The 18,849-nt window shown below is 70.8% G+C and carries 19 protein-coding genes; 11 read left to right on the forward strand and 8 right to left on the reverse strand.

Features of this window, described 5'->3' with window-relative positions; genetic code table 11:
• The first annotated feature begins 87 nt into the window (after positions 1-87).
• The 5 genes from BLV96_RS39765 (at position 88) to BLV96_RS39785 (ending at position 4,720) form a co-directional block, all read left to right on the forward strand.
• Positions 88-429, forward strand: a complete 342-nt coding sequence (locus BLV96_RS39765) for a PadR family transcriptional regulator (protein ID WP_244180845.1) — start codon at positions 88-90, stop codon at positions 427-429.
• Entirely contained in the window at positions 426-1,160 is a 735-nt protein-coding gene (locus BLV96_RS39770; protein WP_086675189.1) for an HMG-box domain-containing protein, read from the forward strand. Before BLV96_RS39765 ends, BLV96_RS39770 begins: the two co-directional genes overlap by 4 nt.
• Positions 1,153-1,797, forward strand: coding sequence for a hypothetical protein (locus tag BLV96_RS39775; protein ID WP_086675188.1), 645 nt, complete (start codon positions 1,153-1,155; stop codon positions 1,795-1,797). Before BLV96_RS39770 ends, BLV96_RS39775 begins: the two co-directional genes overlap by 8 nt.
• A 38-nt stretch (positions 1,798-1,835) precedes the next feature.
• Entirely contained in the window at positions 1,836-3,494 is a 1,659-nt protein-coding gene (locus BLV96_RS39780) for an AMP-binding protein (RefSeq protein ID WP_086675187.1), read from the forward strand.
• Positions 3,495-3,580: 86 nt separating this feature from the next.
• Positions 3,581-4,720, forward strand: coding sequence for a hypothetical protein (locus BLV96_RS39785; RefSeq protein ID WP_086675186.1), 1,140 nt, complete (start codon positions 3,581-3,583; stop codon positions 4,718-4,720).
• 43 nt (positions 4,721-4,763) lie between these two features.
• Here BLV96_RS39785 and BLV96_RS39790 read toward each other — a convergent pair whose 3' ends face one another.
• Positions 4,764-5,732 (reverse strand): R2-like ligand-binding oxidase, encoded by a 969-nt coding sequence (locus tag BLV96_RS39790; RefSeq protein WP_086675185.1) that lies wholly within the window; start codon positions 5,730-5,732, stop codon positions 4,764-4,766.
• Positions 5,729-6,328 carry a TetR/AcrR family transcriptional regulator gene (locus BLV96_RS39795; protein ID WP_086675184.1) on the reverse strand — a complete coding sequence of 200 codons (600 nt, stop codon included), beginning with the start codon at positions 6,326-6,328 and terminating at the stop codon, positions 5,729-5,731. Before BLV96_RS39795 ends, BLV96_RS39790 begins: the two co-directional genes overlap by 4 nt.
• A 95-nt stretch (positions 6,329-6,423) precedes the next feature.
• Between BLV96_RS39795 and BLV96_RS39800 the strand changes: the two genes are divergently transcribed.
• Positions 6,424-7,041 (forward strand): HAD family hydrolase, encoded by a 618-nt coding sequence (locus BLV96_RS39800; protein ID WP_086675183.1) that lies wholly within the window; start codon positions 6,424-6,426, stop codon positions 7,039-7,041.
• Here BLV96_RS39800 and BLV96_RS39805 read toward each other — a convergent pair.
• Positions 7,038-7,274 (reverse strand): hypothetical protein, encoded by a 237-nt coding sequence (locus tag BLV96_RS39805; RefSeq protein ID WP_167379892.1) that lies wholly within the window; start codon positions 7,272-7,274, stop codon positions 7,038-7,040. The two genes, BLV96_RS39800 and BLV96_RS39805, sit on opposite strands and share 4 nt — an antisense overlap.
• 132 nt (positions 7,275-7,406) lie before the next feature.
• On the opposite strand from BLV96_RS39805, the gene BLV96_RS39810 reads away from it, so the two are divergent.
• A complete protein-coding gene (locus BLV96_RS39810) occupies positions 7,407-7,793 on the forward strand; it encodes a cold-shock protein (protein ID WP_013230216.1) in 387 nt (128 codons plus the stop codon).
• A gap of 10 nt (positions 7,794-7,803) precedes the next feature.
• Here BLV96_RS39810 and BLV96_RS39815 read toward each other — a convergent pair whose 3' ends face one another.
• Genes BLV96_RS39815 through BLV96_RS39825 form a run of 3 tightly spaced genes read right to left on the reverse strand, consistent with a single transcriptional unit; the run spans position 7,804 to position 11,004 of the window.
• Positions 7,804-8,280 (reverse strand): DUF2771 family protein, encoded by a 477-nt coding sequence (locus BLV96_RS39815; protein WP_086675182.1) that lies wholly within the window; start codon positions 8,278-8,280, stop codon positions 7,804-7,806.
• An 11-nt stretch (positions 8,281-8,291) separates the two neighbouring features.
• A complete protein-coding gene (locus tag BLV96_RS39820; RefSeq protein WP_086675181.1) occupies positions 8,292-10,175 on the reverse strand; it encodes an MFS transporter in 1,884 nt (627 codons plus the stop codon).
• A gap of 49 nt (positions 10,176-10,224) precedes the next feature.
• A complete protein-coding gene (locus tag BLV96_RS39825) occupies positions 10,225-11,004 on the reverse strand; it encodes a glutaminyl-peptide cyclotransferase (protein ID WP_086675180.1) in 780 nt (259 codons plus the stop codon).
• 51 nt (positions 11,005-11,055) lie between these two features.
• Between BLV96_RS39825 and BLV96_RS51500 the strand changes: the two genes are divergently transcribed.
• Together BLV96_RS51500 and BLV96_RS39835 are read left to right on the forward strand one after the other, a co-directional pair.
• On the forward strand, positions 11,056-13,110 hold the full coding sequence (locus BLV96_RS51500; RefSeq protein ID WP_341866141.1) for a DUF3027 domain-containing protein: 2,055 nt from the start codon (positions 11,056-11,058) through the stop codon (positions 13,108-13,110).
• The gene (locus BLV96_RS39835; RefSeq protein ID WP_086675219.1) at positions 13,091-15,910 is read left to right on the forward strand and encodes a sacsin N-terminal ATP-binding-like domain-containing protein; all 2,820 of its coding nucleotides are present in this window, start codon (positions 13,091-13,093) and stop codon (positions 15,908-15,910) included. Before BLV96_RS51500 ends, BLV96_RS39835 begins: the two co-directional genes overlap by 20 nt.
• Positions 15,911-15,913: 3 nt before the next feature.
• Here the strand turns inward: BLV96_RS39835 and BLV96_RS39840 are convergent, their stop codons facing one another.
• The gene (locus tag BLV96_RS39840; RefSeq protein WP_086675179.1) at positions 15,914-16,141 is read right to left on the reverse strand and encodes a DUF2530 domain-containing protein; all 228 of its coding nucleotides are present in this window, start codon (positions 16,139-16,141) and stop codon (positions 15,914-15,916) included.
• A gap of 82 nt (positions 16,142-16,223) precedes the next feature.
• Between BLV96_RS39840 and BLV96_RS39845 the strand changes: the two genes are divergently transcribed.
• Positions 16,224-17,693, forward strand: coding sequence for an NCS2 family permease (locus tag BLV96_RS39845; RefSeq protein WP_086675178.1), 1,470 nt, complete (start codon positions 16,224-16,226; stop codon positions 17,691-17,693).
• On the opposite strand, the gene BLV96_RS50085 is transcribed toward BLV96_RS39845, so the two are convergent.
• On the reverse strand, positions 17,694-18,269 hold the full coding sequence (locus tag BLV96_RS50085) for a hypothetical protein (RefSeq protein ID WP_086675177.1): 576 nt from the start codon (positions 18,267-18,269) through the stop codon (positions 17,694-17,696).
• A 100-nt stretch (positions 18,270-18,369) separates the two neighbouring features.
• On the opposite strand from BLV96_RS50085, the gene BLV96_RS39855 reads away from it, so the two are divergent.
• On the forward strand, positions 18,370-18,801 hold the full coding sequence (locus BLV96_RS39855; RefSeq protein WP_086675176.1) for a MarR family winged helix-turn-helix transcriptional regulator: 432 nt from the start codon (positions 18,370-18,372) through the stop codon (positions 18,799-18,801).
• Positions 18,802-18,849: the final 48 nt, after the last annotated feature.

Consider the following 18,849-nt stretch of genomic DNA (forward strand, 5'->3'; position numbering starts at 1 on the left):
GTCCGGACCTTACCAGCGCCGCGATCGCGGAACGGCTCCGCGCGCTCGTAGGTTGTCCTCTACCTAGGGGCTAGGTAGAGTACGATCATGACTCGATCCCGGGAGCCCAGGATGACGCTGCCGACGCAGCTCGTCCTGCGGGTGCTGATGGCCGATCCGGCGAGGGAGCTGTACGGGTTGCAGATCTGCGGCGAAGCGGGGCTGCCCAGCGGCACGATCCACCCGATCCTGGCCCGGCTCGAGCGGGTCGGCTGGCTGTCCAGCCGCTGGGAGACGGTCGACACGCGCGAAGAGGGCCGGCCCCGGCGCCGGTACTACCGCATCGACCCGGCCGCGATGGGGCTCGTGCACGCGGCCCTGCTGCGGGCCGAGGCGTCCGCGCAGGGGCTGGGCCGCCTGCGGCCGCACCTGGCCGACGGTGCCTCATGAGCAGTGCCGACCACCTCCGGGTCGTCGCCCGCGCGCTCGCGCAGGACCGCGATCTGGTCGGAGAGCTGGACTCGATCTTCAGCCGGGCCCAGGCGCTCAACATCGACTTCCGCGGAACCGCCCGCCTCCGGCTGCGGCAGCGGGTCCACCAGCTCGTGGGCAACCTCGATCGCGAGCGGGCGCTGCTGGACGGCGTCGACGTCCACGCCGTCGGCCCGCGAGCCGGTGAGCTCGCGGCCGGCGTCGAACGGAGCCTCGGCCGCGCTCAGGAGCTCGCCGTGTCCTTCGGGCGGACGCTGGAACTGGGCGGCCTCCTCGACCTCGACCAACGGCCCGCTTCGGCCGTTCTCGTGGCCGTGGCGCACGCCCTCGACGACTCCGTGGCCGCGGTCGCGGCGCTGACGGGCGTCTGCGCGCAATCGCCCGAGCCCGCGGCGTCGGCGCGTCGCGCGCCCCTGTGGGTGTCGCAGCGCGTGGCCGGTTTCGCCGTCCGGCTCCTGCCCTGGGAGGAACGCCAGCGCTACCTCGACGAGTACGTCAGCGAACTCGACGAGCTGGCGCAGACCGAGAACCTGTCCCGGCGGGCCCAGCTCTGGCACGCGCTGCGGCTGCTGGCGCGCACCCCGGCGTTGAGGTTCGCGTTGCGCGCCACCGAACCCCAGGCGCCGCGGGCGAGGAGCACGGCCATGTCCCGCCTGGCCGGGCTGATCACCCCGTGGTCCGATGTGTGACGACGGCCGGGGCCGGAGGACGCACGCGCGGGCCGCGGTCCACCGGACCGTGCTCGTCGTCGACGTCGAGGAGTACGGGCAGGCGTGGCGGACGACGCCGCACCGGCTCGCGCTGCGGGAGGGCTTGGACCGGGCCCTGCGCCGGGCGTTCGACGACACCGGCGTCGCGCTGGCCGACTGCCGGGTGGAGGACTGCGGAGACGGCGCGTTCATCCTCGTTCCCGCCCAGATCCCGAAGGGCCCGCTGGTCGAGTCGCTGCCCTACGCGTTGGCCGATGCGTTGCGGCAGCACAACAAGAGCCACCCGGCCGAGGAGCGCATCCGGCTGCGGATGGCGCTGCACGCCGGGGAAGTCGCCTTCGACGACCGGGGCGTCACCGCGCCGGCGATCAACAAGGCCTTCCGGCTGCTCGAGGCGCAACCGGTCAAAAGGGAGCTGCGCACGTCGCCCGGCGTGCTCGTCGTGGTCACCTCCGAATGGTTCTTCGACGAGGTGGTGCGGCACAGCTGCGCGATCGACCCCGCCACGTTCCGGCCCGTGGCGGTCGAGGTGAAGGAAACGGTGACGACCGGCTGGGTCTGCCGTCCCGATCACCCGTACCCCGCTGAGCTGGCTGCGAGCGGGTTCGCTTCCTAGACTCGGGTCGCCCGACGAAGACGTCACTGGGAGGCACCATGCCTGACGCGCCCGCCCTGCCGAGCTACGCCTCGGGAATCTCCGAGGTCCCGCTGCTCGGGGACACCATCGGGGACAACTTCGACCGGACGGTGGCCGCCTTCGGGGACCGGGACGCCCTCGTCGACCGGACCGCCGGCCGCCGGTGGACGTACCGGGAGCTCGCCGCCGAGGTGAACGCCCTCGCCCTCGGGCTGGTGGCGCAGGGGATCGGCAAGGGCGACCGGGTCGGGATCTGGTCGCCGAACCGGGCCGAGTGGACGTTCCTGCAGTACGCGACGGCCAAGATCGGCGCGATCCTGGTCAACATCAACCCCGCCTACCGGTCGCACGAACTGGAGTACGTGCTCAACCAGGCCGGCATCCGGCTGCTGGTCGCCTCCGACAAGTTCAAGACGTCCGACTACCCGGCGATGGTCGACGAGGTGCGCGAGAAGTGCGCCGCGCTCGAACACGTCGTCATCCTGGGCGGCGACAGCTGGCAGGCGCTGATGGACGCGGGCTGGCAGGGCGACCCGGGGCAGTTGACGCACCTGCAGGCCGGGCTGTCGGCCGACGACCCGATCAACATCCAGTACACCTCCGGGACCACCGGCTTCCCCAAGGGCGCCACGCTGTCCCACCACAACATCCTGAACAACGGCTACTTCGTCGGCGAGCTCTGCAACTACACCGAACAGGACAAGGTCTGCATCCCGGTGCCCTTCTACCACTGCTTCGGCATGGTGATGGGCAACCTCGCGTGCACCAGCCACGGCTCGTGCATGGTGATCCCGGCACCCGCGTTCGATCCGAAAGCGACGCTGGAAGCGGTGTCGGCCGAGCAGTGCACGTCGCTCTACGGCGTGCCGACGATGTTCATCGCCGAGCTGAACCACCCGGACTTCGCGAGCTTCGACCTGTCGTCGCTGCGCACCGGCATCATGGCGGGCTCGCCGTGCCCGGTCGAGGTGATGAAGCAGGTCATCGACCGGATGGGCATGGGCGAGGTGTCGATCTGCTACGGCATGACCGAGACGTCTCCGGTGTCGACGCAAACCCGCGCGGACGACTCGATCGAGCGCCGCGTGTCGACGGTCGGGCGCGTCGGGCCGCACCTGGAGGTCAAGGTCGTCGACCCGGAGACGGGTCTGACGGTGCCGCGCGGCGAGCCGGGCGAGCTGTGCACGCGCGGGTATTCGGTGATGCTCGGGTACTGGGAGCAGCCGGACAAGACGGCGGAAGCGATCGATAAGGCGCGCTGGATGCACACGGGCGACCTGGCGATCATGGACGGCGACGGCTACCTCAACATCACCGGCCGCATCAAGGACATGGTCATCCGCGGCGGGGAAAACCTGTACCCGCGCGAGATCGAGGAATTCCTCTACACGCACCCGGACATCCTGGACGCGCAGGTCATCGGCGTCCCGGACGAGAAGTACGGCGAAGAGCTGATGGCGTGGGTCCGCATGCGCGAAGGCGCGGAGCCGTTGACGGCGGAGAAGGTGCGCGAGTTCTGCGAAGGCAAGCTGGCGCGCTACAAGGTTCCGCGGTACGTGCACGTCGTCGAGGAGTTCCCGATGACGGTGACGGGCAAGGTCCGCAAGGTCGAGATGCGCGAGAAGTCGATCAGCTTGCTGGGCTTGGAAAAGGCGGCGGCGGCCAAGCACGCCTAAACCGGCCGGGGCGGCCGTGCGTTGACCCTTCGCGGCGGAGGGGGCGCTTCCACCCGGAAGCGACGGAAGCCGCCGGAGGGGGAGTCATGCTGTCCTGCCTGAAGAAGCCGCTCACCGTGGGGACGCTGCTCGTGGCGGCCGCGGTCGGCCTGCCGGGGGTGGCGGCCGCGGCCGCCGTCGCGCCGGTCGACCTGGGCACCCTGCCGGGTGACCGGTTCAGCTCCGTGGCCGCGATCAACGCCGGCGGCACCATGGTCGGCGAGTCGTACCCGCAGGACGCGCGCCTGCGGTACCACCCGGTGAAGTGGGACCGGCAGGGCCGGATCAGCGCCCTGCCGACGCTGGGCGGCGAGCTGGGCAGCGCGGTCGCCGTGAACGACGCCGGGGTCGCCGTGGGCTGGGCCGACGACGCGAACGGCGACCAGCACGCGGTCCGCTGGGCCCCGGACGGCTCGGTCACCGCGCTGCCGTGGGCGGGGTCGTCCGACGCGGTCGTCATCAGCCGGACCGGCGTGGTCGCCGGCGGCGGAAGCGACTCGCAGGGGACGTACGTCTCGGTCCGCTGGGCTCCGGACGGCTCGGTCACCCGGCTCGCGTCGCTGCCCGGCGGCGGGCAGGCCATCGTCACCGGGATCACCGGGGACGGGGCGCTGATCAGCGGCAACGCCGTGGACGCCGCCGGCAACCAGCACGCGGTCCGCTGGACCGCCACCGGCGCGATCACCGACCTCTCGCCGGGCAACCAGGGCAACCCCGGCGCCACGGCGGTCGCGATCAACGACTTCGGGGTGATCGCCGGGACCGTCACCGAGGCCGGCTGGCCGGCCCCGGTGGCCTGGACGCGGGACGGCCGGCAGGTGCGGCTCGGCTGGCCGGCGTCACCGGCCTCCGCGACGCCGCGGGCGATCAACCGCGCCGGGGTGGTCGTCGGCAGCGGGTACGTCGACTTCGCCCAGTACCGGGCCCTGCGCTGGACCGCCGGCGGCGTGACCGTGCTGGAGAGCGAGCGGCGTTCGGAAGCGGTGGCGCTCAATGCGTCGGGCACGGTTGTCGGCAACGTCGAATCGGTGGCGGCCCGCTGGGACGCCGACGGCACGGAGACGAACCTCGGCGCCCTGCCCGGCGGTGAGCACAGCTGGGCGACCGGGATCGCCCCCGACGGGACGATCATCGGGTATTCCGACCTGGACTACGGCTGGCACGCGGTCTACTGGCCGGCCGGCTGAAATCCACGAGGGGCACCTGGGCAGGTGCCCCTCGTGGCACGGCTCAGGAAACCGACGCGGCCGCTTCCGCGATCGCCTTCGCGTCTTCCTCGCCGAAGGTTTCTTCAAGTTGCTCCGGCGAATAGTCCAGATCGATCTGCCCCACCGGCATCCCGCGCGCCGACTCGATCGCGCCCAGGCGGCGCTGGGCGCGGTCCGCCGCGTACTGGATGATCTCTTCCGGATCGTTGTCGAACGGGACCTCCTCGAACTGGTCCTGCACCCACTGGATCATGTTCAGCGCGTGCGGCAGCAGCTCACCCATCCGCTGCTGTACCGCGTCCCACAGCGCGTCGTCCGCGGCGACGTGGCGGCGGCACGTGAACGTCCCCCACGCCATGTGGCGGCGCTCGTCGTCGCCGATGCGGCGGACCAGTTCCTGCATGCCCGGCAGGATGTCGTTCTGCGTGCAGATCAGCTGCCAGGAGTAGTACCCCGTCAGCGCGAGGCTGCCCTCGATCACGTGGTTGTACGTCACGCTCGCGCGGATCTGGTTGAGGGGACTCGGATCGTCCTCCAGCGCCCGCAGCGACTGCGGTAGTTCTTCGTAGAAGAGCTTGCGGTAGTGCGGGTTTTCGGCGACATACGGGTGGAGGTCCGCCGTCAGCCCGACCGCGTCCATCCAGCGCCGGAACACTTCCGTGTGCTTGGCCTCCTCGAAGCAGAACTGCGTCAGGTACATCTCGTCGCCGAAGCGGCCGGTCGCCGACATCGCCCGCATGAACGGCTGGATGTCCTCCGTGACGGCCTCTTCGCCGGCGATGAACTGCGCGACCAGGTACGTCGTCGAACGCTTCTGCTCGTCGTTCAGCGTGTCCCAGCCGGCGCGCTCGCGGCTGAAGTCGATGTCGGCCGGGTTCCAGAACTTCTTGTTGCCCTTGACGAACAGGCGCAGCGGGAACGAATCCCAGTTCAGCCCGCCCTTGCGCAGGGAGGAGAAGCCGGTCCGCAGTTCGGAGAGCGTGTCGGTCATCGTTTCACTCCATTGTGGACGAATTGGCGGATGACGGGTTCGAGCACGGTGGTGACGGAGTCGGCGGCCTCCGTCGCCGAGTGCGTCGGGAGCACCAGGTGTGACAGGGAAAGCCGCACGACGGTCTCCGCGAGCAGGGCGGCGGCTTCGGCCGAGAGCCCCGGTTCGAATTCGCGGTACTGCTCGGCGGCGAGGTCCGCGGCCGCGGTGAGGATCGGCTCGCCCCGGCTCGTGAGCAGCGGCAGCAGGTCCTCACCCGCTTCGGTGCCGAGCGCCGCCGCGACCAGGCGGTTCTCCCGCGCGTGCTCGATCGTGTAGACGACGGCGTGGTGGATGCCCGCGAGCAGCCCGTCCGCCGTTTCGAACCGCTGCCGGATCCCGTCGAGGAACTCCGCCGCGGTCCGCAGCGCCACCGCCTGGGTCAGCGCCGCCTTGTTGCCGAACTCGTTGTAGACGGTTTGCCTGCTCACGCCCGCTTTCGCCGCGACGTCGGCCATCCGCAGGCCCGCGTGCCCGCGGTCCGGCAGCAGGTCGGCCGCGGCGTCGAGGAGCGCTTCCCGCAGGGACGCCTTCGTCCGGTCAGTGAAGCTGGTCACATCCTCACCTTGACACAGATGGGCGTGCTGTCAAGACGGTGTACATGATCAGCTGACGTGTAAAACTGTCGGACCCTGCGGCTACCGTGTCGGTTGTGGGCATAACGGTGGGGTTCGACCTCGACATGACACTGATCGACGCGCGGCCGGGCATGGCCGCGGCGATGAACGCGCTCGGCGCCGAATCCGGCCTGCCGCTGGACGGCGAGGCGTTCGCGGCCAACCTCGGCCCGCCGCTCGACGACATCCTGCGCGGCTTCGAAGCGCCGGAGGAGCGCATCCCCGGCCTCGTCGACCGGTTCCGCGCGATCTACCCCGAAGTGGTCGTGCCGAGCACGGTCGCGCTGCCGGGCGCGGTCGAGTCGCTGCGCGCGGTCCGGGAGGCCGGCGGGCGCACGCTCGTCGTCACCGGCAAGTACGGGCCCAACGCGCAGCTGCACGTCGACGCGCTCGGGTTGGACGTCGACGAGGTCGTCGGCGAGCTGTGGTCGACGCGCAAGGCCGAGGCGCTCGTGGCACACGACGCGCGCGTGTATGTCGGAGATCACGCGGGCGACATCCGGGGCGCTTTGGCGGCCGGCGCGATCGCCGTCGGCGTCACGACCGGGCCGTGCGACCGCGCGCTCCTGCTGAGCGAAGGAGCGGAGGTGGTGTTCGAGTCGCTGACGGAGTTCCCGGAGTGGTTCGAGAAGACCTTTGCGGCCGTGCCTTAGTTCTTGGCGCGTGCCTCGCGGACCAGCGCGATCAGGCCCAGGAGCAGGCCCAGCGGGGTGACGACACCGGCACCGACGGACAGCCAGATCGGCAGGTTCTCGAGGCCGGCGGCGAACAGGATGAACACGGTGAGCACGGCCAGCATGCCGATGCCGAACAGCCCGATGCCGATGCGCATCAGGAACGGTTTGCCGGTGGCGGCCACGGCGGCCTCCTTCGTCGCCTTACTCATGACGGAGAGGGTATCCGCCGGTATCGACTTCTCCCCAGGGCATGTGGCGAGATACCCTTTACCCAGCGCGCCCTGGGTACGCCCCCGGGCGCGTTCGTCATGAGCGGGACAGCAGAAGGATTGGTGAGGGAAGTGCCGACCGGCAAGGTCAAGTGGTACGACGCGGAGAAGGGGTTCGGGTTCGTCACGCAGGACGGTGGCGCCGACGTCTACATCCGCAAGGCCGCGCTGCCGCAGGGCGTCGAGGGGCTCAAAGCCGGGCAGCGGCTCGAGTTCGGCGTCGCCGACGGCCGTCGCGGTCCGCAGGCGCTCTCCGTCCGGCTGCTCGACCCGCCGCCGTCCGTCGCCGAGGCGCGCCGCCGCCCCGCGGAAGAGCTGCACGGCCTGATCGAGGACATGATCAAGCTCCTCGAGCTGAAGGTGCAGCCGGACCTGCGGCGCAATCGCTACCCGGACCGCAAGCACACCAAGCAGATCGCCGAGATCATGCGCGCGGTCGCCCGGGACATCGATCCTTAAAGAGCGATCCCTACGCCTCCAGCCGGAGACCCCACACGTCGCTGGGCAGCAGGCCCGACTCGCCGGTGCCCGCGTTGAGCACGGCCGTGTACTTCTGCACGTCCACCGCGGAAATGCGGTCGGCGGGCGTCGGCGGCGTGACGGTGTAGGCGTAGCGGTCCAGTGACGTGAACGGGATCGGGTCGCTCTGCTTGTACTCGCCCTGCGGGGTGACGTACTCGTAGACGATCTGCCACGGCGCTTCGGCGACCTCGCCGGGCACGGAGATCTGCACGGGCTTGCCCGGGCGGACCTTCAGCGTGCGCGTGTCGCCCTTGGCGCTGCACGGCTGCGCGAGCTGCTGGGAGTAGTCGCACGTGAGCACCGGCGTGGTGTTGATCGTGTGGCCGTCGGCGTAGAACGTGACCTCGGCCGGGCCGGGTGCCGAACAGCCGGCCACCGCGAACCCACCGGCCGCAAGCAGGGCCACCACCCGGGAACGTCGCATGGGTTCAGACCCTACCGGCGGGGCGCCGGGTCCCTGGGCAGGCCCTGGGCCGGGAAGCTGCCGGTCGGCTCGGGGCGCAGCGGCCGGTCGCCGCCGAGGCCCGGCACGAGCGAACCGCCGCGGCGCACCAGGTACGTCTGCGTGAGGCCGACCGCGAGCACGACCGTGATGACCAGGAAGCCGATCCAGTACGTCGGCGGCAGCAGCAGGCCCGCGCCACCGCCGAGGCACCAGGCCAGCTGCAGCACGGTTTCCGAGCGGCCGAACGCCGACGCGCGCGACTCCTCGGGCAGGTCCTCCTGGATGACGGCGTCGAGGCTGATCTTCGCCAGCGCGCTGGCCGTCGCGCCGACCAGGCCGACGATCGCGGCCGTGGCCAGGCCGGGCAGGATCGTCGCGACCAGCGCGGCGAGCACGCAGCCCGCCACGCACCCGACGATCACCTGGTCCGGGCTGCCGAAGTGCAGCCGCGAGCCCAGCGCGTTGCCGAGGAAGCCGCCGGCGCCCGCCGCGGCGCCGATCACGCCGAGCAGCAGCAGCTGCATGAACGGCGTCTGGCCGGTGCCTTCGGTCTGGGCCTTGACCGCGAACGCGGCGAACATCATGAGGAAGCCGGTGAGCACGCGCACCGAGCCGTTGCCCCACAGCGCGACGACGATGTGGCGCCCCATCGGCTGGCGGCGTTTCTTCTCGGTCGGGTGCGCCGAAAGCGACGTCGGGACCTCGCCCTCGGTCGCCTCCACCCAGGCCGGGATCCGCATCGACTGCACGGCGGCGGCGACGCAGATCAGCGCCGTGAACCACAGCGCGCCGGCCGAGCCGGTGATCGCGTTGACGCCGCTGGCCAGCGCGCCGAAGACACCCGCGGCGACCAGGCCGAACGTCGTCAGCCGGGCGTTGGTCTTGGAGAGCGTGATCTCCGACGGCAGCACCCGGGGCGTCACCGCGGCCTTGAGCACGGTGAACGACTTGGACAGCACCATCATCCCGAGCGCGGCGGGGTAGAGCAGCCAGTCGTCGAAGTGCAGCGCCATGACGACGGCCATCAGCCCCTGGCCGATCGACGACGCGCACATCGCCAGCCGCCGCCCGCGTTGCACGCGGTCGAGCGCGGGCCCGATCACCGGCGCGACCAGCGCGAACGGCGCGATCGTGATGAGCAGGTAGAGCGCGACCTTGCCCTTGCTCTCGCCGCTGGTCGCGGCGAAGAAGAGGGTGTTGGCCAGCGCGATCGCCATCGCCGCGTCGCTGGCGTAGTTCAGCATCACGGCGTAGGTCAGCGAGGTGAGGCCGGACTTTTCGGCGCCGTCGGCCTTCGTCGCGCGCTGGAAGGCGCCGACGGCCTGGCCGGTCAGCTGCCGGCTGCGCATCGCCGCGACCCGCGTGACGGTGATCTTCTTCGGCAGCTTCGGCGTGCCACCCGGCGTCCGCGGTTCTTCCCGCGGCGGCAGGGGCTCCGGCTCTGGCGGCCGCGGCTCGCCGTTGTACCCGCCGGTGTCGTAGTGCTCGTACTCACCGCTGCCGGGCCGGCGCTCACCCTGGTAGAAGCCGGGCGGCTCGCGGTGGATCCGGTCGGTGCGGTTCGGGTCGTGCGGCGGGTACGGCCGCGCGCCACGCGGTGGCTGTGGTGGCGGGGGCCGGTGCCCGGTGGGCGCGGCGGCGGTCGGGGCCTCGTTCGCGTCGTAGTAGCCGCCACGCTGAACGGGTCGTTCGACGCGGGTGGGCGGCGGCGCGCTGCGGTGTTCGACGCGGGTGTGCTCCGCCCGCGGCGGCGCGACCGCTTCCCGCCACGGCTTGGCCTGCCCGGCGCCCGGTTCCGGCGTCCAGCGTCGCTTCGACTTCCGGCCGCGCGGCTGCGAGCCGGAGCCGTCGGAGCGGGAGCCGAAGAGTGCCACGTCTCAATCCTGCCTTACCGGGGGCCGGTTCCGCCTGCTCATCCGTGCTTTACGCGTTCTTCGGGACGAACCTCACCCGGAACGTGACCGGCCACTGCTTCCCCGTGAGCAAATATTCATCGGTGCCCGGGACGGCCGCTATGCCGTTGAGCACGGCTTCGGAGTCGGTCGTGTTCACCTGGGAGCGCAGCCGGCCTGCGTCGATCGTCGCGGTGACGTGCCCGGTGGCGGCGTCGATCCGCAGGACGGTGTCGGTGTGCCAAACGTTTGCGTAGACGTCGCCGCCGACGCATTCGAGCTCGTTGAGCTGGTCGCGCCCGACGTCGACGCTTCCGGTGACGGCGAAGGTCGCCGGGTCGCGGAAGGTCAGCTTGGACGAGCCGTTGCTCATCACGAGCCGGCCGTCGGCTTGGTGGCAGAGGCCCCAGCCTTCGCCGTCATACTTGACGCGGCGCAGCTCGGCGAGGGTCTTCGAGTCGCGTTCGATGGCGACGCCGTCCTGCCAGGTGAGCTGCCACAGCTTCGGCCCGAGGACGGTGACGCCTTCGCCGAAGAGAGGCGCGGGGAGGATGGCCGTCGTGGCGGGCGGGCCGCCGGCGGGGCCGGCGGTGAGCGTCGACTGCCCGGCGAGGCCGGTGCTTTCGTAGAGGAGGTCGCCGGCGAACTCGAGGCCTTCGGTGAAGGCGGCGGGGTCGTGCGGCAGGGTCGAGACGACCTGGACGGTGAGCTGTTCGGGGGCGGTTTCCCGGCCGGGTTCCTGGCCGGGGGCGGCGGCACAGCCGCTGAGCGCGGCGGCTGCCAGCAGGGTGGTGACGATCGGCGTGCGCACGATGAACAGCCTGGCACGGGCGCCGGGGAGGCGTGCGGCACAATTGGCCGCATGACGCTGCTGCTGACCCTCGACGACGGTTCCGTGCAGCGCAAGCTCGCCGATGCGGTGGAGTTCGCGCGCGCGGCGGTGCTCGAAGAAACGCCCGAGGAGCAGATCGGCACCCACGTGGGTGTCTCACGCGAGGACGCGGTCACGGCGAGTCACCTGTTCGAGGCCCAGGTCCCGGGCTACCGCGGCTGGCGCTGGTGCGTGACGGTCGCCCTGGCGGGCGACGACGAGCCGGTGACGGTCAGCGAGGTCGTCCTGGTGCCGGGCCCGTCGGCGCTGATCGCCCCGGCGTGGGTGCCGTGGGAGCGCCGGGTTCGAGCGGGCGACCTGGGCGTCGGCGACATCTTCCCGACGGACGAGAACGACCCCCGCCTGGCCCCGGCGTACGTGCAGTCGGACGACCCGGCGGTGGAGGAGGCAGCACTCGACGCGGGCTTGGGACGCGTCCACGTGCTGTCCCGTTTCGGCCGCACGGACGCGGCGGCCCGCTGGCACGGAGGCGAGTTCGGGCCTCGTTCGGACATGGCCCGCAGCGCCCCGGACGTGTGCGGGACGTGCGGGTTCTTCGTGCCGCTGGCGGGTTCGCTGCGCGGGGTGTTCGGGGTGTGCAGCAACGACATCGCCCCGGCGGACGGCCACGTGGTGGACGTGGAGTACGGCTGCGGAGCGCACTCGGAGGTAGAGGTCGAGGTGACGTCATCGGTCCCGGTGGCGGAGCTGGTGTACGACGATTCGTTGCTGGACTTCACACCGGCGCCATCGCTGGTGGAGTCACCGGCGGCCGAGCCGGAGACGGCGATCGCGGAGGCGGATGTATCGCCGGCGGAGGTGGAGCCGGAGCTCGCCACGGAGGCGGCGGAGTCGGACGCGGTCGACGAGCCGGCTGCTGTGGTCGCGGAGCCGGCGGCGACTGACGTGGTCGCGGAGCCGGCCGAGGCGACCGCCCAGCCCGAATCGGCCGAGGTGGAAGCGCCGGCTGCAGCCGAGGCCGAGAGCACCGGGACGGCGCAGCTCGAGACGGCTGCTTCCGCGGAAGCGGCCGGTTCCGCGCAGGTCGAGGCGGCAACTCCCGTGGCCGAATCCGTGACAGCCGAGCCGGCCGAGGTGGCTGCCGAGCCGCAGGCAGCGGTGGTGGAGCGCGAGGTTGAGCCCACGGCTGCGGCCGACGAGGTTGCCGAGCCGAAGGCTGCGGCGGTCGAGCCCACGGCCGCGCCCGATGCTGAGCCGGAAGCAGCCGAGGTTGCTTCGCCAGTGGAGGCCGAGGTGGTTGCTTCTGCGGGTGCGGCGGATTCCGCGCCGGTGGAGGCGGCAGCTCCTGGCTCCGAGCCGGTCGCGGAGCCGACCGATGCTGTTATCGAGCCGCAGGCAGCGGTGGCGCAGCCCGAGGTCGAGCCCACGGCTGCGGCCGACGAGGTTGCCGAGCCGCAGGCAGCGGTGGCGGAGTCCGAGGTCGAGCGCATTGCCACGGCCGATGTCGAGCCGGTCGATGCGGTTGCCGAGCCGCAGGCGGAGGTGGCCGCGCCCAATGCTGAGCCGGAAGCGGCCGAGGTTGCTTCGCCGGCGGAGTCGGCGCAGGCCGATGCAGTCGCCGAGCCGGAAGCGGCCGAGGCGGCTGTTGTCGAGGCTGATGTTCCCGAACCTGCCGAGGCGGAGCCGACCCAGGCCGAGGTGACCGATGCGGTTGTAGAGCCCACTGCGGATGAGTCGGCGCAGGGTCATGTTGCGGTGAGCGAGCCGGCTGAGGCTCAGGCGACCGATGCGGTTGAGGAGCCGTCGGTGCAGGGCGATGTCGCTGTGGCCGAGGCTGAGCCGGCGCCGACCGGTGCAGGCGACCAGCCGGAAGCGGCCGAGGTTGCTGAGCCCGCGCAGGCCGATGCGGTCGTCGAGGCTGACGTTCCCGAGGCTGAGCCGACCCAGGCTGAGGTGACCGATGCGGTTGCCGAGCCGGAGGCTGCCCCGGGAACCGGTGAATCGGCTCTGGCGCCGGCCGATGAGGCTCAGGCTCGGATCGATACCCCCGGTGGTGAAGCCGCCCGTGAGCAGCGGGACCTCTGAGGCCCACGGGACCGACCCCTACGGCACCGCGCAGCTCCGTGACTCCACCCTGCGCGCCTGGCGGGACTCGCCCACGCGGCTGATCGAGGACACCAATGTCGAGCGCGATCTGCGCGTTGGCGCCTATCGGGATCGGCTCTTCGTCGAGCTTGCCCAGAACGCCGCCGATGCCGCCATGGCTCAGGGGACGCCCGGGAAGATTCGGGTGTCCCTTGTGGACCGGGAGCTTCGCTTCGCCAACACCGGTGCGCCCCTCGACGCGAGGGGTGTTGCCTCACTTGCCTCGCTGCGGGCCTCCGGTAAGACCGGTGACACCGTTGGACGATTCGGCGTCGGCTTTGCCGCTGTTCGTACCGTCTCCGATGCCCCCAGCGTCGTCTCGACCAGTGGTGGTGTCCTCTTCTCCGCTGAGAAGACCCGTGAGGTCGCGGGCATCCAAGGGGATGTTCCCGTTCTCAGGCTTCCCTGGCCTGTAGCGGCTGATGTTCCGGACGGCTTTGACACCGAAGTTCGGCTCCCGCTCAGGGAAGATGTCGACGGACGGGCTCTTCTCGATCAGCTTGCCGAAGACATCGGCGACCTTCTCCTCGCTCTGCCCTGGCTCGCTGAAGCCAATGTGGACGGTCGCGTTTGGACTCGTCAAAGTCAGGACGATGTCGTCGAGATTCGGGGACCGCAAAAGGAAACCCGGTGGCTGACTCATCGCGGTGACGTCGTCTGGGCCATCCCGGTCGACGAACACGGTCTCCCGCAACCCCTCGAAGAAGACGTTCTGCACGCCCCCACCCCGACCGACGACGGGCTCTCGCTGCCCGCGCGACTTCTCGCGACTGTGCCAGTCGAACCCTCGCGGCGCCGCGCACTGCCGGGGGCTGAACTGAGCACAGCGCTCAAGAGTGCCGCCGCCGAGTACGTGCAATTGGTGCGGCTGCTGCCCGCCGAACAGCGGTTCGCGCTGGTTCCTCGACCCAGGTTCCCGAAGTCCACTGTGGACGCGCAGTTGCGCGACGAAGTGATCGCCAATCTCAGCGCCGAACCGTGGCTGTCCACTCAGGATGGTCGCGACGTCGCCGGGAGGCAGGCGAAAGTCCTCGACGTCGAGGTCGACGGACTGCCCGAGCTGATCGCCGACGTCGTTCCGGGGCTGCTCAAGGGCGCCGCGCCCGCCAGTGTGCTGAAAGCCGTTTCCGTTCAGGTTGTCAGCATTGAAGAAGTGTTGGAAACGCTTACCGGCACCTCCCGGGAACCGAGCTGGTGGCACGACGTCTACGCGGCGCTCGCCCGGGCCGTCGAGTCGCACGCACTCGCGAGTGAACGGCTGGATGGGCTTCCCGTCCCGCTCTCCGACGGCCGGACGTTGCCGGGAGCGCGCGGGTGCCTGCTCGTCGAGGGCTCGGCCGAGCTGCTCGAACTGCTGTCCGATGTGGACATTCCGGGACTGCGGCTCGTGCACCCCGCCGCGTCACACCCGCTGCTGGAACGGTTGGGCGCCAAGCAAGCCGACGCCCGCGAGCTGCTCAACGCCGACCAGCTGCGCGATGCCGTCGAGCGCAGTGTCGAAGACGTCCGGTCCGGTTTGGACGGTACGACGCTCGCCGGTGCCGTCCTCCGGTTGATCGCCGACTGCGGGGACGACGCGCCAAGCTGGGTCGGTGCCCTCGCCCTGCCCGCCACCGATACCTGGCGACGCGCCGATGAGCTGGTGCTTCCGAATTCGCCGCTGCTGGACGTCTTCGACGAAGAAGTCTTCGAAGAAGATGGCGCCCTCGACGTTCTCGACGAGGACTTCGCCGAAGACTGGCCCGCCGACACGCTCAAAGCCGCCGGTGTGCTCGACTCGTTCGCGGTCGTCGTCGACGACGAGCCGCACGAACCCGATCACGACCTGCCCGACGAGGAAGCCTGGTGGGACTCGCTGCCCGAGCCGCCGTCGACGCTCGTCGCGATCCGGGACCTCGATCTCGTCGGCGATGACGCCTGGCCCGCCGCTCTCCGGCTGCTCGCCGCGCGGCCGGAAACGCTGCACGCCCTGCGTGCGCCCCGGGGGCACGCGGCGTGGTGGATCGCGCAGTACGCGGTCCTCGGCGACGCCGCACCCGCCGAATGGCGGATGCCCGGTGCCGACCTGGCCGGGCTCTACGACGAGGTCCCGGATCTCGGTCTGGGTGAAGATCTTCTGACGACGGCCGGTGTCCGGACCGATCTGCGACTGTCCACTGTGGACGAGGCGGAAGACGTCCTCGAGCGCCTTGCCGACCCCGAACGGACCATTTCACCGGGACTGGTGACCCGCGCTTACGACGCCGTCGTCGAGTCCGGGTTCGAACCCCGGCCGCCGCAAGCGGTGCGGGCTGCCGATGGGTCCGTTGTGGACGGTGCACTCGTGCTCGACGTGCCGTGGGTGGCCGGGGCGCTGGAGCCCGGTCGGTACGTCGTCGCGCCCGAGGAGCCGGAGCGGCTGGCCGACCTGCTCGACCTGCCGCTCGCGAGCACCGAAGACGCCACGGTGACCAGCGAGGGCGAGTACGCGCCCTGGGCCGACCTGCCCGCGCTCAAGCTCGTCGCCGATCAGCTCGGCCTGCGGCTGCCCGACGGCGGTGTCCTGGTGCACGATCCGCTCACCGTGCGGATCCAGGACGCCGAGCACGACGTCCAGTGGTGGTCCGACGGCCGGCTGCACGCGGCCGACACCTCCGAGGGCCTCGCGCGCGCGTTCGCCTGGGCGGCCGGCCGCTGGCCCGACCGGCACCTCATCACGGCGCTGCTCGACGACCCCTCGCCGCGGACACTGCTGGCGTAAGCGTCAGAGCCGCTGGGCCGACTTCGACCCCCGGCGGGCGGCGGCACGCTGCCAGCCGATGATCGCCAGGCCGACGAACCCGAGCACGAACCCGGACAGCGCCGTCTGCACCCACAGCCCCGAAGTCGTGAAGAAGAGCACCACCAGCGCGACAGCCCAGATCGAGGTGCCTACGATCACCACCGGCGTCAGGTCGGTCAGCTTCTTGGGCAGCTCCGGCGTGTGCCGCAACGAGCCCGTAACCTCCGGTGGATTGATCGGTTCACTCACGAGGTGCAGGGTACTCCGCAGCAGCGACAGAATGGGCAGGCCAATGGCGGAGCAGGAGACGACCCGCGCCGGGACGTCCACACTGGACCGGTTCTTCAAGATCACCGAACGGGGCTCGACCGTGCCGCGCGAACTGCGCGGCGGCCTGGTCACCTTCGTCACGATGGCCTACATCGTGGTGCTGAACCCGCTGATCATCGGCAGTTTCTCGGCCGACGACGTAGGCGCGCACAAGGACCTCCTCGGCGGCATCCTGCCGGTGTCGAACGTCGCCGCGGTCACCGCGCTCGTCGCCGGCGTCATGACCATCCTGATGGGCCTGGTCGCGAACTACCCGTTCGCCATCGCGACCGGCCTGGGCATCAACAGCCTGGTCGCGGTCACCATCGCCCCGCAGATGACCTGGCCCGAGGCGATGGGCCTGGTCGTCATCGAGGGCGTGATCATCGTCCTGCTCGTGCTCACCGGGTTCCGCACCGCGGTGTTCCGGGCCGTGCCGCCCGCGCTCAAGTCCGCGATCGCCGTCGGCATCGGCGTGTTCATCTGCCTGATCGGCCTGGTCGACGCCGGGTTCGTGCGGCGGCTGCCGGACGACGCGCACACGACCGTCCCGGTGGGCCTGGGCATCAACGGCTCGATCGCGTCCTGGCCGACCGCCGTGTTCGTCGTCGGCCTGCTGATCACCGGCGTCCTCGTCGTGCGCAAGGTCAAGGGCGCGATCCTGATCGGCGTGCTGTCTTCGACGGTGCTCGCGATCGTCGTGGAGGCGATCGTCAAGGCCGGGCCGTCGCAGGGCACGAACCCGAAGGGCTGGAACCTCGGCTACCCGGCGCTGCCGGACCAGGTCGTCGGCCTGCCGAACCTCTCCCTGGTCGGCGACGTCTCGTTCGGCGCCTGGACGCGGCTGCCGATCATCACCGTCGTCCTGCTGGTGTTCACGCTGGTGCTCGCCGACTTCTTCGACGCGATGGGCACGATGACCGGCCTCGCCAAGGAGGCCGACCTGCTGCCCAAGGACGGCCAGCTGCCCAACGTCGGCAAGGCGCTGTTCGTCGAGGGCCTCGCGGGCGCGGCCGGCGGTTTCGGCTCGGCCAGCTCGAACACGGTGTTCGTCGAGTCGGCGTCGGGCATCGCCGAGGGCGCGCGGACGGGCCTGGCGAACGTCGTCACCGGTCTGCTGTTCATCGCCGCGATGTTCCTGACGCCGCTCTACCAGGTCGTGCCGGTCGAGGCGGCCGCGCCGGCGCTGGTCGTGGTCGGCGCGATGCTGATGGCGCAAGTGCGCGACATCGACTTCACCGACTACTCGATCGCGCTGCCGGCGTTCCTGACCATCGTCGTCATGCCGTTCACGTACTCGATCGCCAACGGCATCGGCGCCGGCTTCGTCAGCTACGCCGTCATCCGCGCGGCGACCGGCAAGGCGCGCCAGGTCCACCCGCTGATGTGGGTGATCGCGCTGGCGTTCGTGGCGTACTTCGCGGTCGGGCCGCTGCAGGCGGCGTTCAAGTGATCAGCCCGCGCCGCTGACCTCGAGAGCATCGGCCAGGACGTTCAGGTGGCCGAGGAACTCCGGCTGGGGAGCCTCGTAGCGGATGGTGATCAGCACGTCGCCGACACCGACGCCGACGAGGTTCACCTGCCGGAGCACGCCGTCGCGGACGTAGGAGTAGTCCCATTCGGCGGCTTCGTCGTAGGCGACATCGGCGTGCTTCGCGACGGTGCCGCCGTACGGGCTCGCCTTCGCGATGGCCTGCAGGCCGCCGAGCGCATCCTCCTGCGTGATCGGCACGCGGTCGGTCTCCAGGACCAGCTCGCCGCTGCGGTAGGTCGCGCGGTCCTTGTCGTGCGTGACGGCCCAGCCGGTCGGGACCGGGATCTCGAAGTCGAAGCCGCCGCTCTCGCTGCCGGGCTCGGCGGGGAAGTCGTAGATCTCCTTGGTCGCCTGGTACGGCAGCGTCGTGGTCGTCGGCGTGGGCGGCGGCGGTGGTGCGGCCGCCGGTGCCTCTTCGCCGCCCCAGATCAGCGCCGCCACGATCGCCAGGACCGCCGCGCCCACCACGGCCGAGCCCGCCAGCTTCTTGTTCATCCGACCCCCAGGTCTCGTCCTGAGGAGGACGCACGGGGTTCGCGGGGGTTGCGGTGGAGATCACCCGTTCGCCCGAAGTTTCGTAAGGTATGCTAACTATATGTCCGGCGACACGCACGAACGCTCCTTGGCGAGCCGTCTGCGTCTCGCGGTGGTCCGGCTCAACCGCCGGCTGCGGGCACAGCGCGTCGGGGACGACCTCACGCTGACTCAGGTCGCCGCGCTGTCCACCTTGCACAAGTGCGGTGCGCTGACCCCGGGTCAGCTCGCCGCGAAGGAAGGCGTCCAGCCGCCCTCGATGACGAGGGTGATCGCCGCGCTCGAAGAGATGAAGTTCGTCGAGCGGCGCCCGCACCCGACCGATGGTCGGCAGGCCATCGTCGAGCTGTCCGAAAGCGGGCTGGCCTACGTGCAGAAGGCCATCTCCGTGCGGGAGGCGTGGCTGGACCGGCAGTTGGCGGAACTCGGCGACGAAGAGCGCGAAGTGCTCTCGAAAGCCGCCGAAATCATAGACAGGATGGCGGGGAACTAACCACGGTGACGGCCACGGGTAGCGAAACGAAGCGTTCGATCGAGACCA

The organism is Amycolatopsis pretoriensis, assembly GCF_900107925.1.
GTDB classification, from domain to species: Bacteria; Actinomycetota; Actinomycetes; order Mycobacteriales; family Pseudonocardiaceae; genus Amycolatopsis; species Amycolatopsis pretoriensis.

Coding starts and splice junctions, on each gene's coding strand:
- BLV96_RS50085 (WP_086675177.1), bottom strand. CDS start 18,269: ATGAACAAGAAGCTGGCGGGCTCGGCCGTGGTGGGCGCGGCGGTCCTG.
- BLV96_RS39765 (WP_244180845.1), top strand. CDS start 88: ATGACTCGATCCCGGGAGCCCAGGATGACGCTGCCGACGCAGCTCGTC.
- BLV96_RS39780 (WP_086675187.1), top strand. CDS start 1,836: ATGCCTGACGCGCCCGCCCTGCCGAGCTACGCCTCGGGAATCTCCGAG.
- BLV96_RS39855 (WP_086675176.1), top strand. CDS start 18,370: ATGTCCGGCGACACGCACGAACGCTCCTTGGCGAGCCGTCTGCGTCTC.
- BLV96_RS39775 (WP_086675188.1), top strand. CDS start 1,153: ATGTGTGACGACGGCCGGGGCCGGAGGACGCACGCGCGGGCCGCGGTC.
- BLV96_RS51500 (WP_341866141.1), top strand. CDS start 11,056: ATGACGCTGCTGCTGACCCTCGACGACGGTTCCGTGCAGCGCAAGCTC.
- BLV96_RS39845 (WP_086675178.1), top strand. CDS start 16,224: ATGGCGGAGCAGGAGACGACCCGCGCCGGGACGTCCACACTGGACCGG.
- BLV96_RS39790 (WP_086675185.1), bottom strand. CDS start 5,732: ATGACCGACACGCTCTCCGAACTGCGGACCGGCTTCTCCTCCCTGCGC.
- BLV96_RS39815 (WP_086675182.1), bottom strand. CDS start 8,280: ATGCGACGTTCCCGGGTGGTGGCCCTGCTTGCGGCCGGTGGGTTCGCG.
- BLV96_RS39785 (WP_086675186.1), top strand. CDS start 3,581: ATGCTGTCCTGCCTGAAGAAGCCGCTCACCGTGGGGACGCTGCTCGTG.
- BLV96_RS39805 (WP_167379892.1), bottom strand. CDS start 7,274: ATGAGTAAGGCGACGAAGGAGGCCGCCGTGGCCGCCACCGGCAAACCG.
- BLV96_RS39770 (WP_086675189.1), top strand. CDS start 426: ATGAGCAGTGCCGACCACCTCCGGGTCGTCGCCCGCGCGCTCGCGCAG.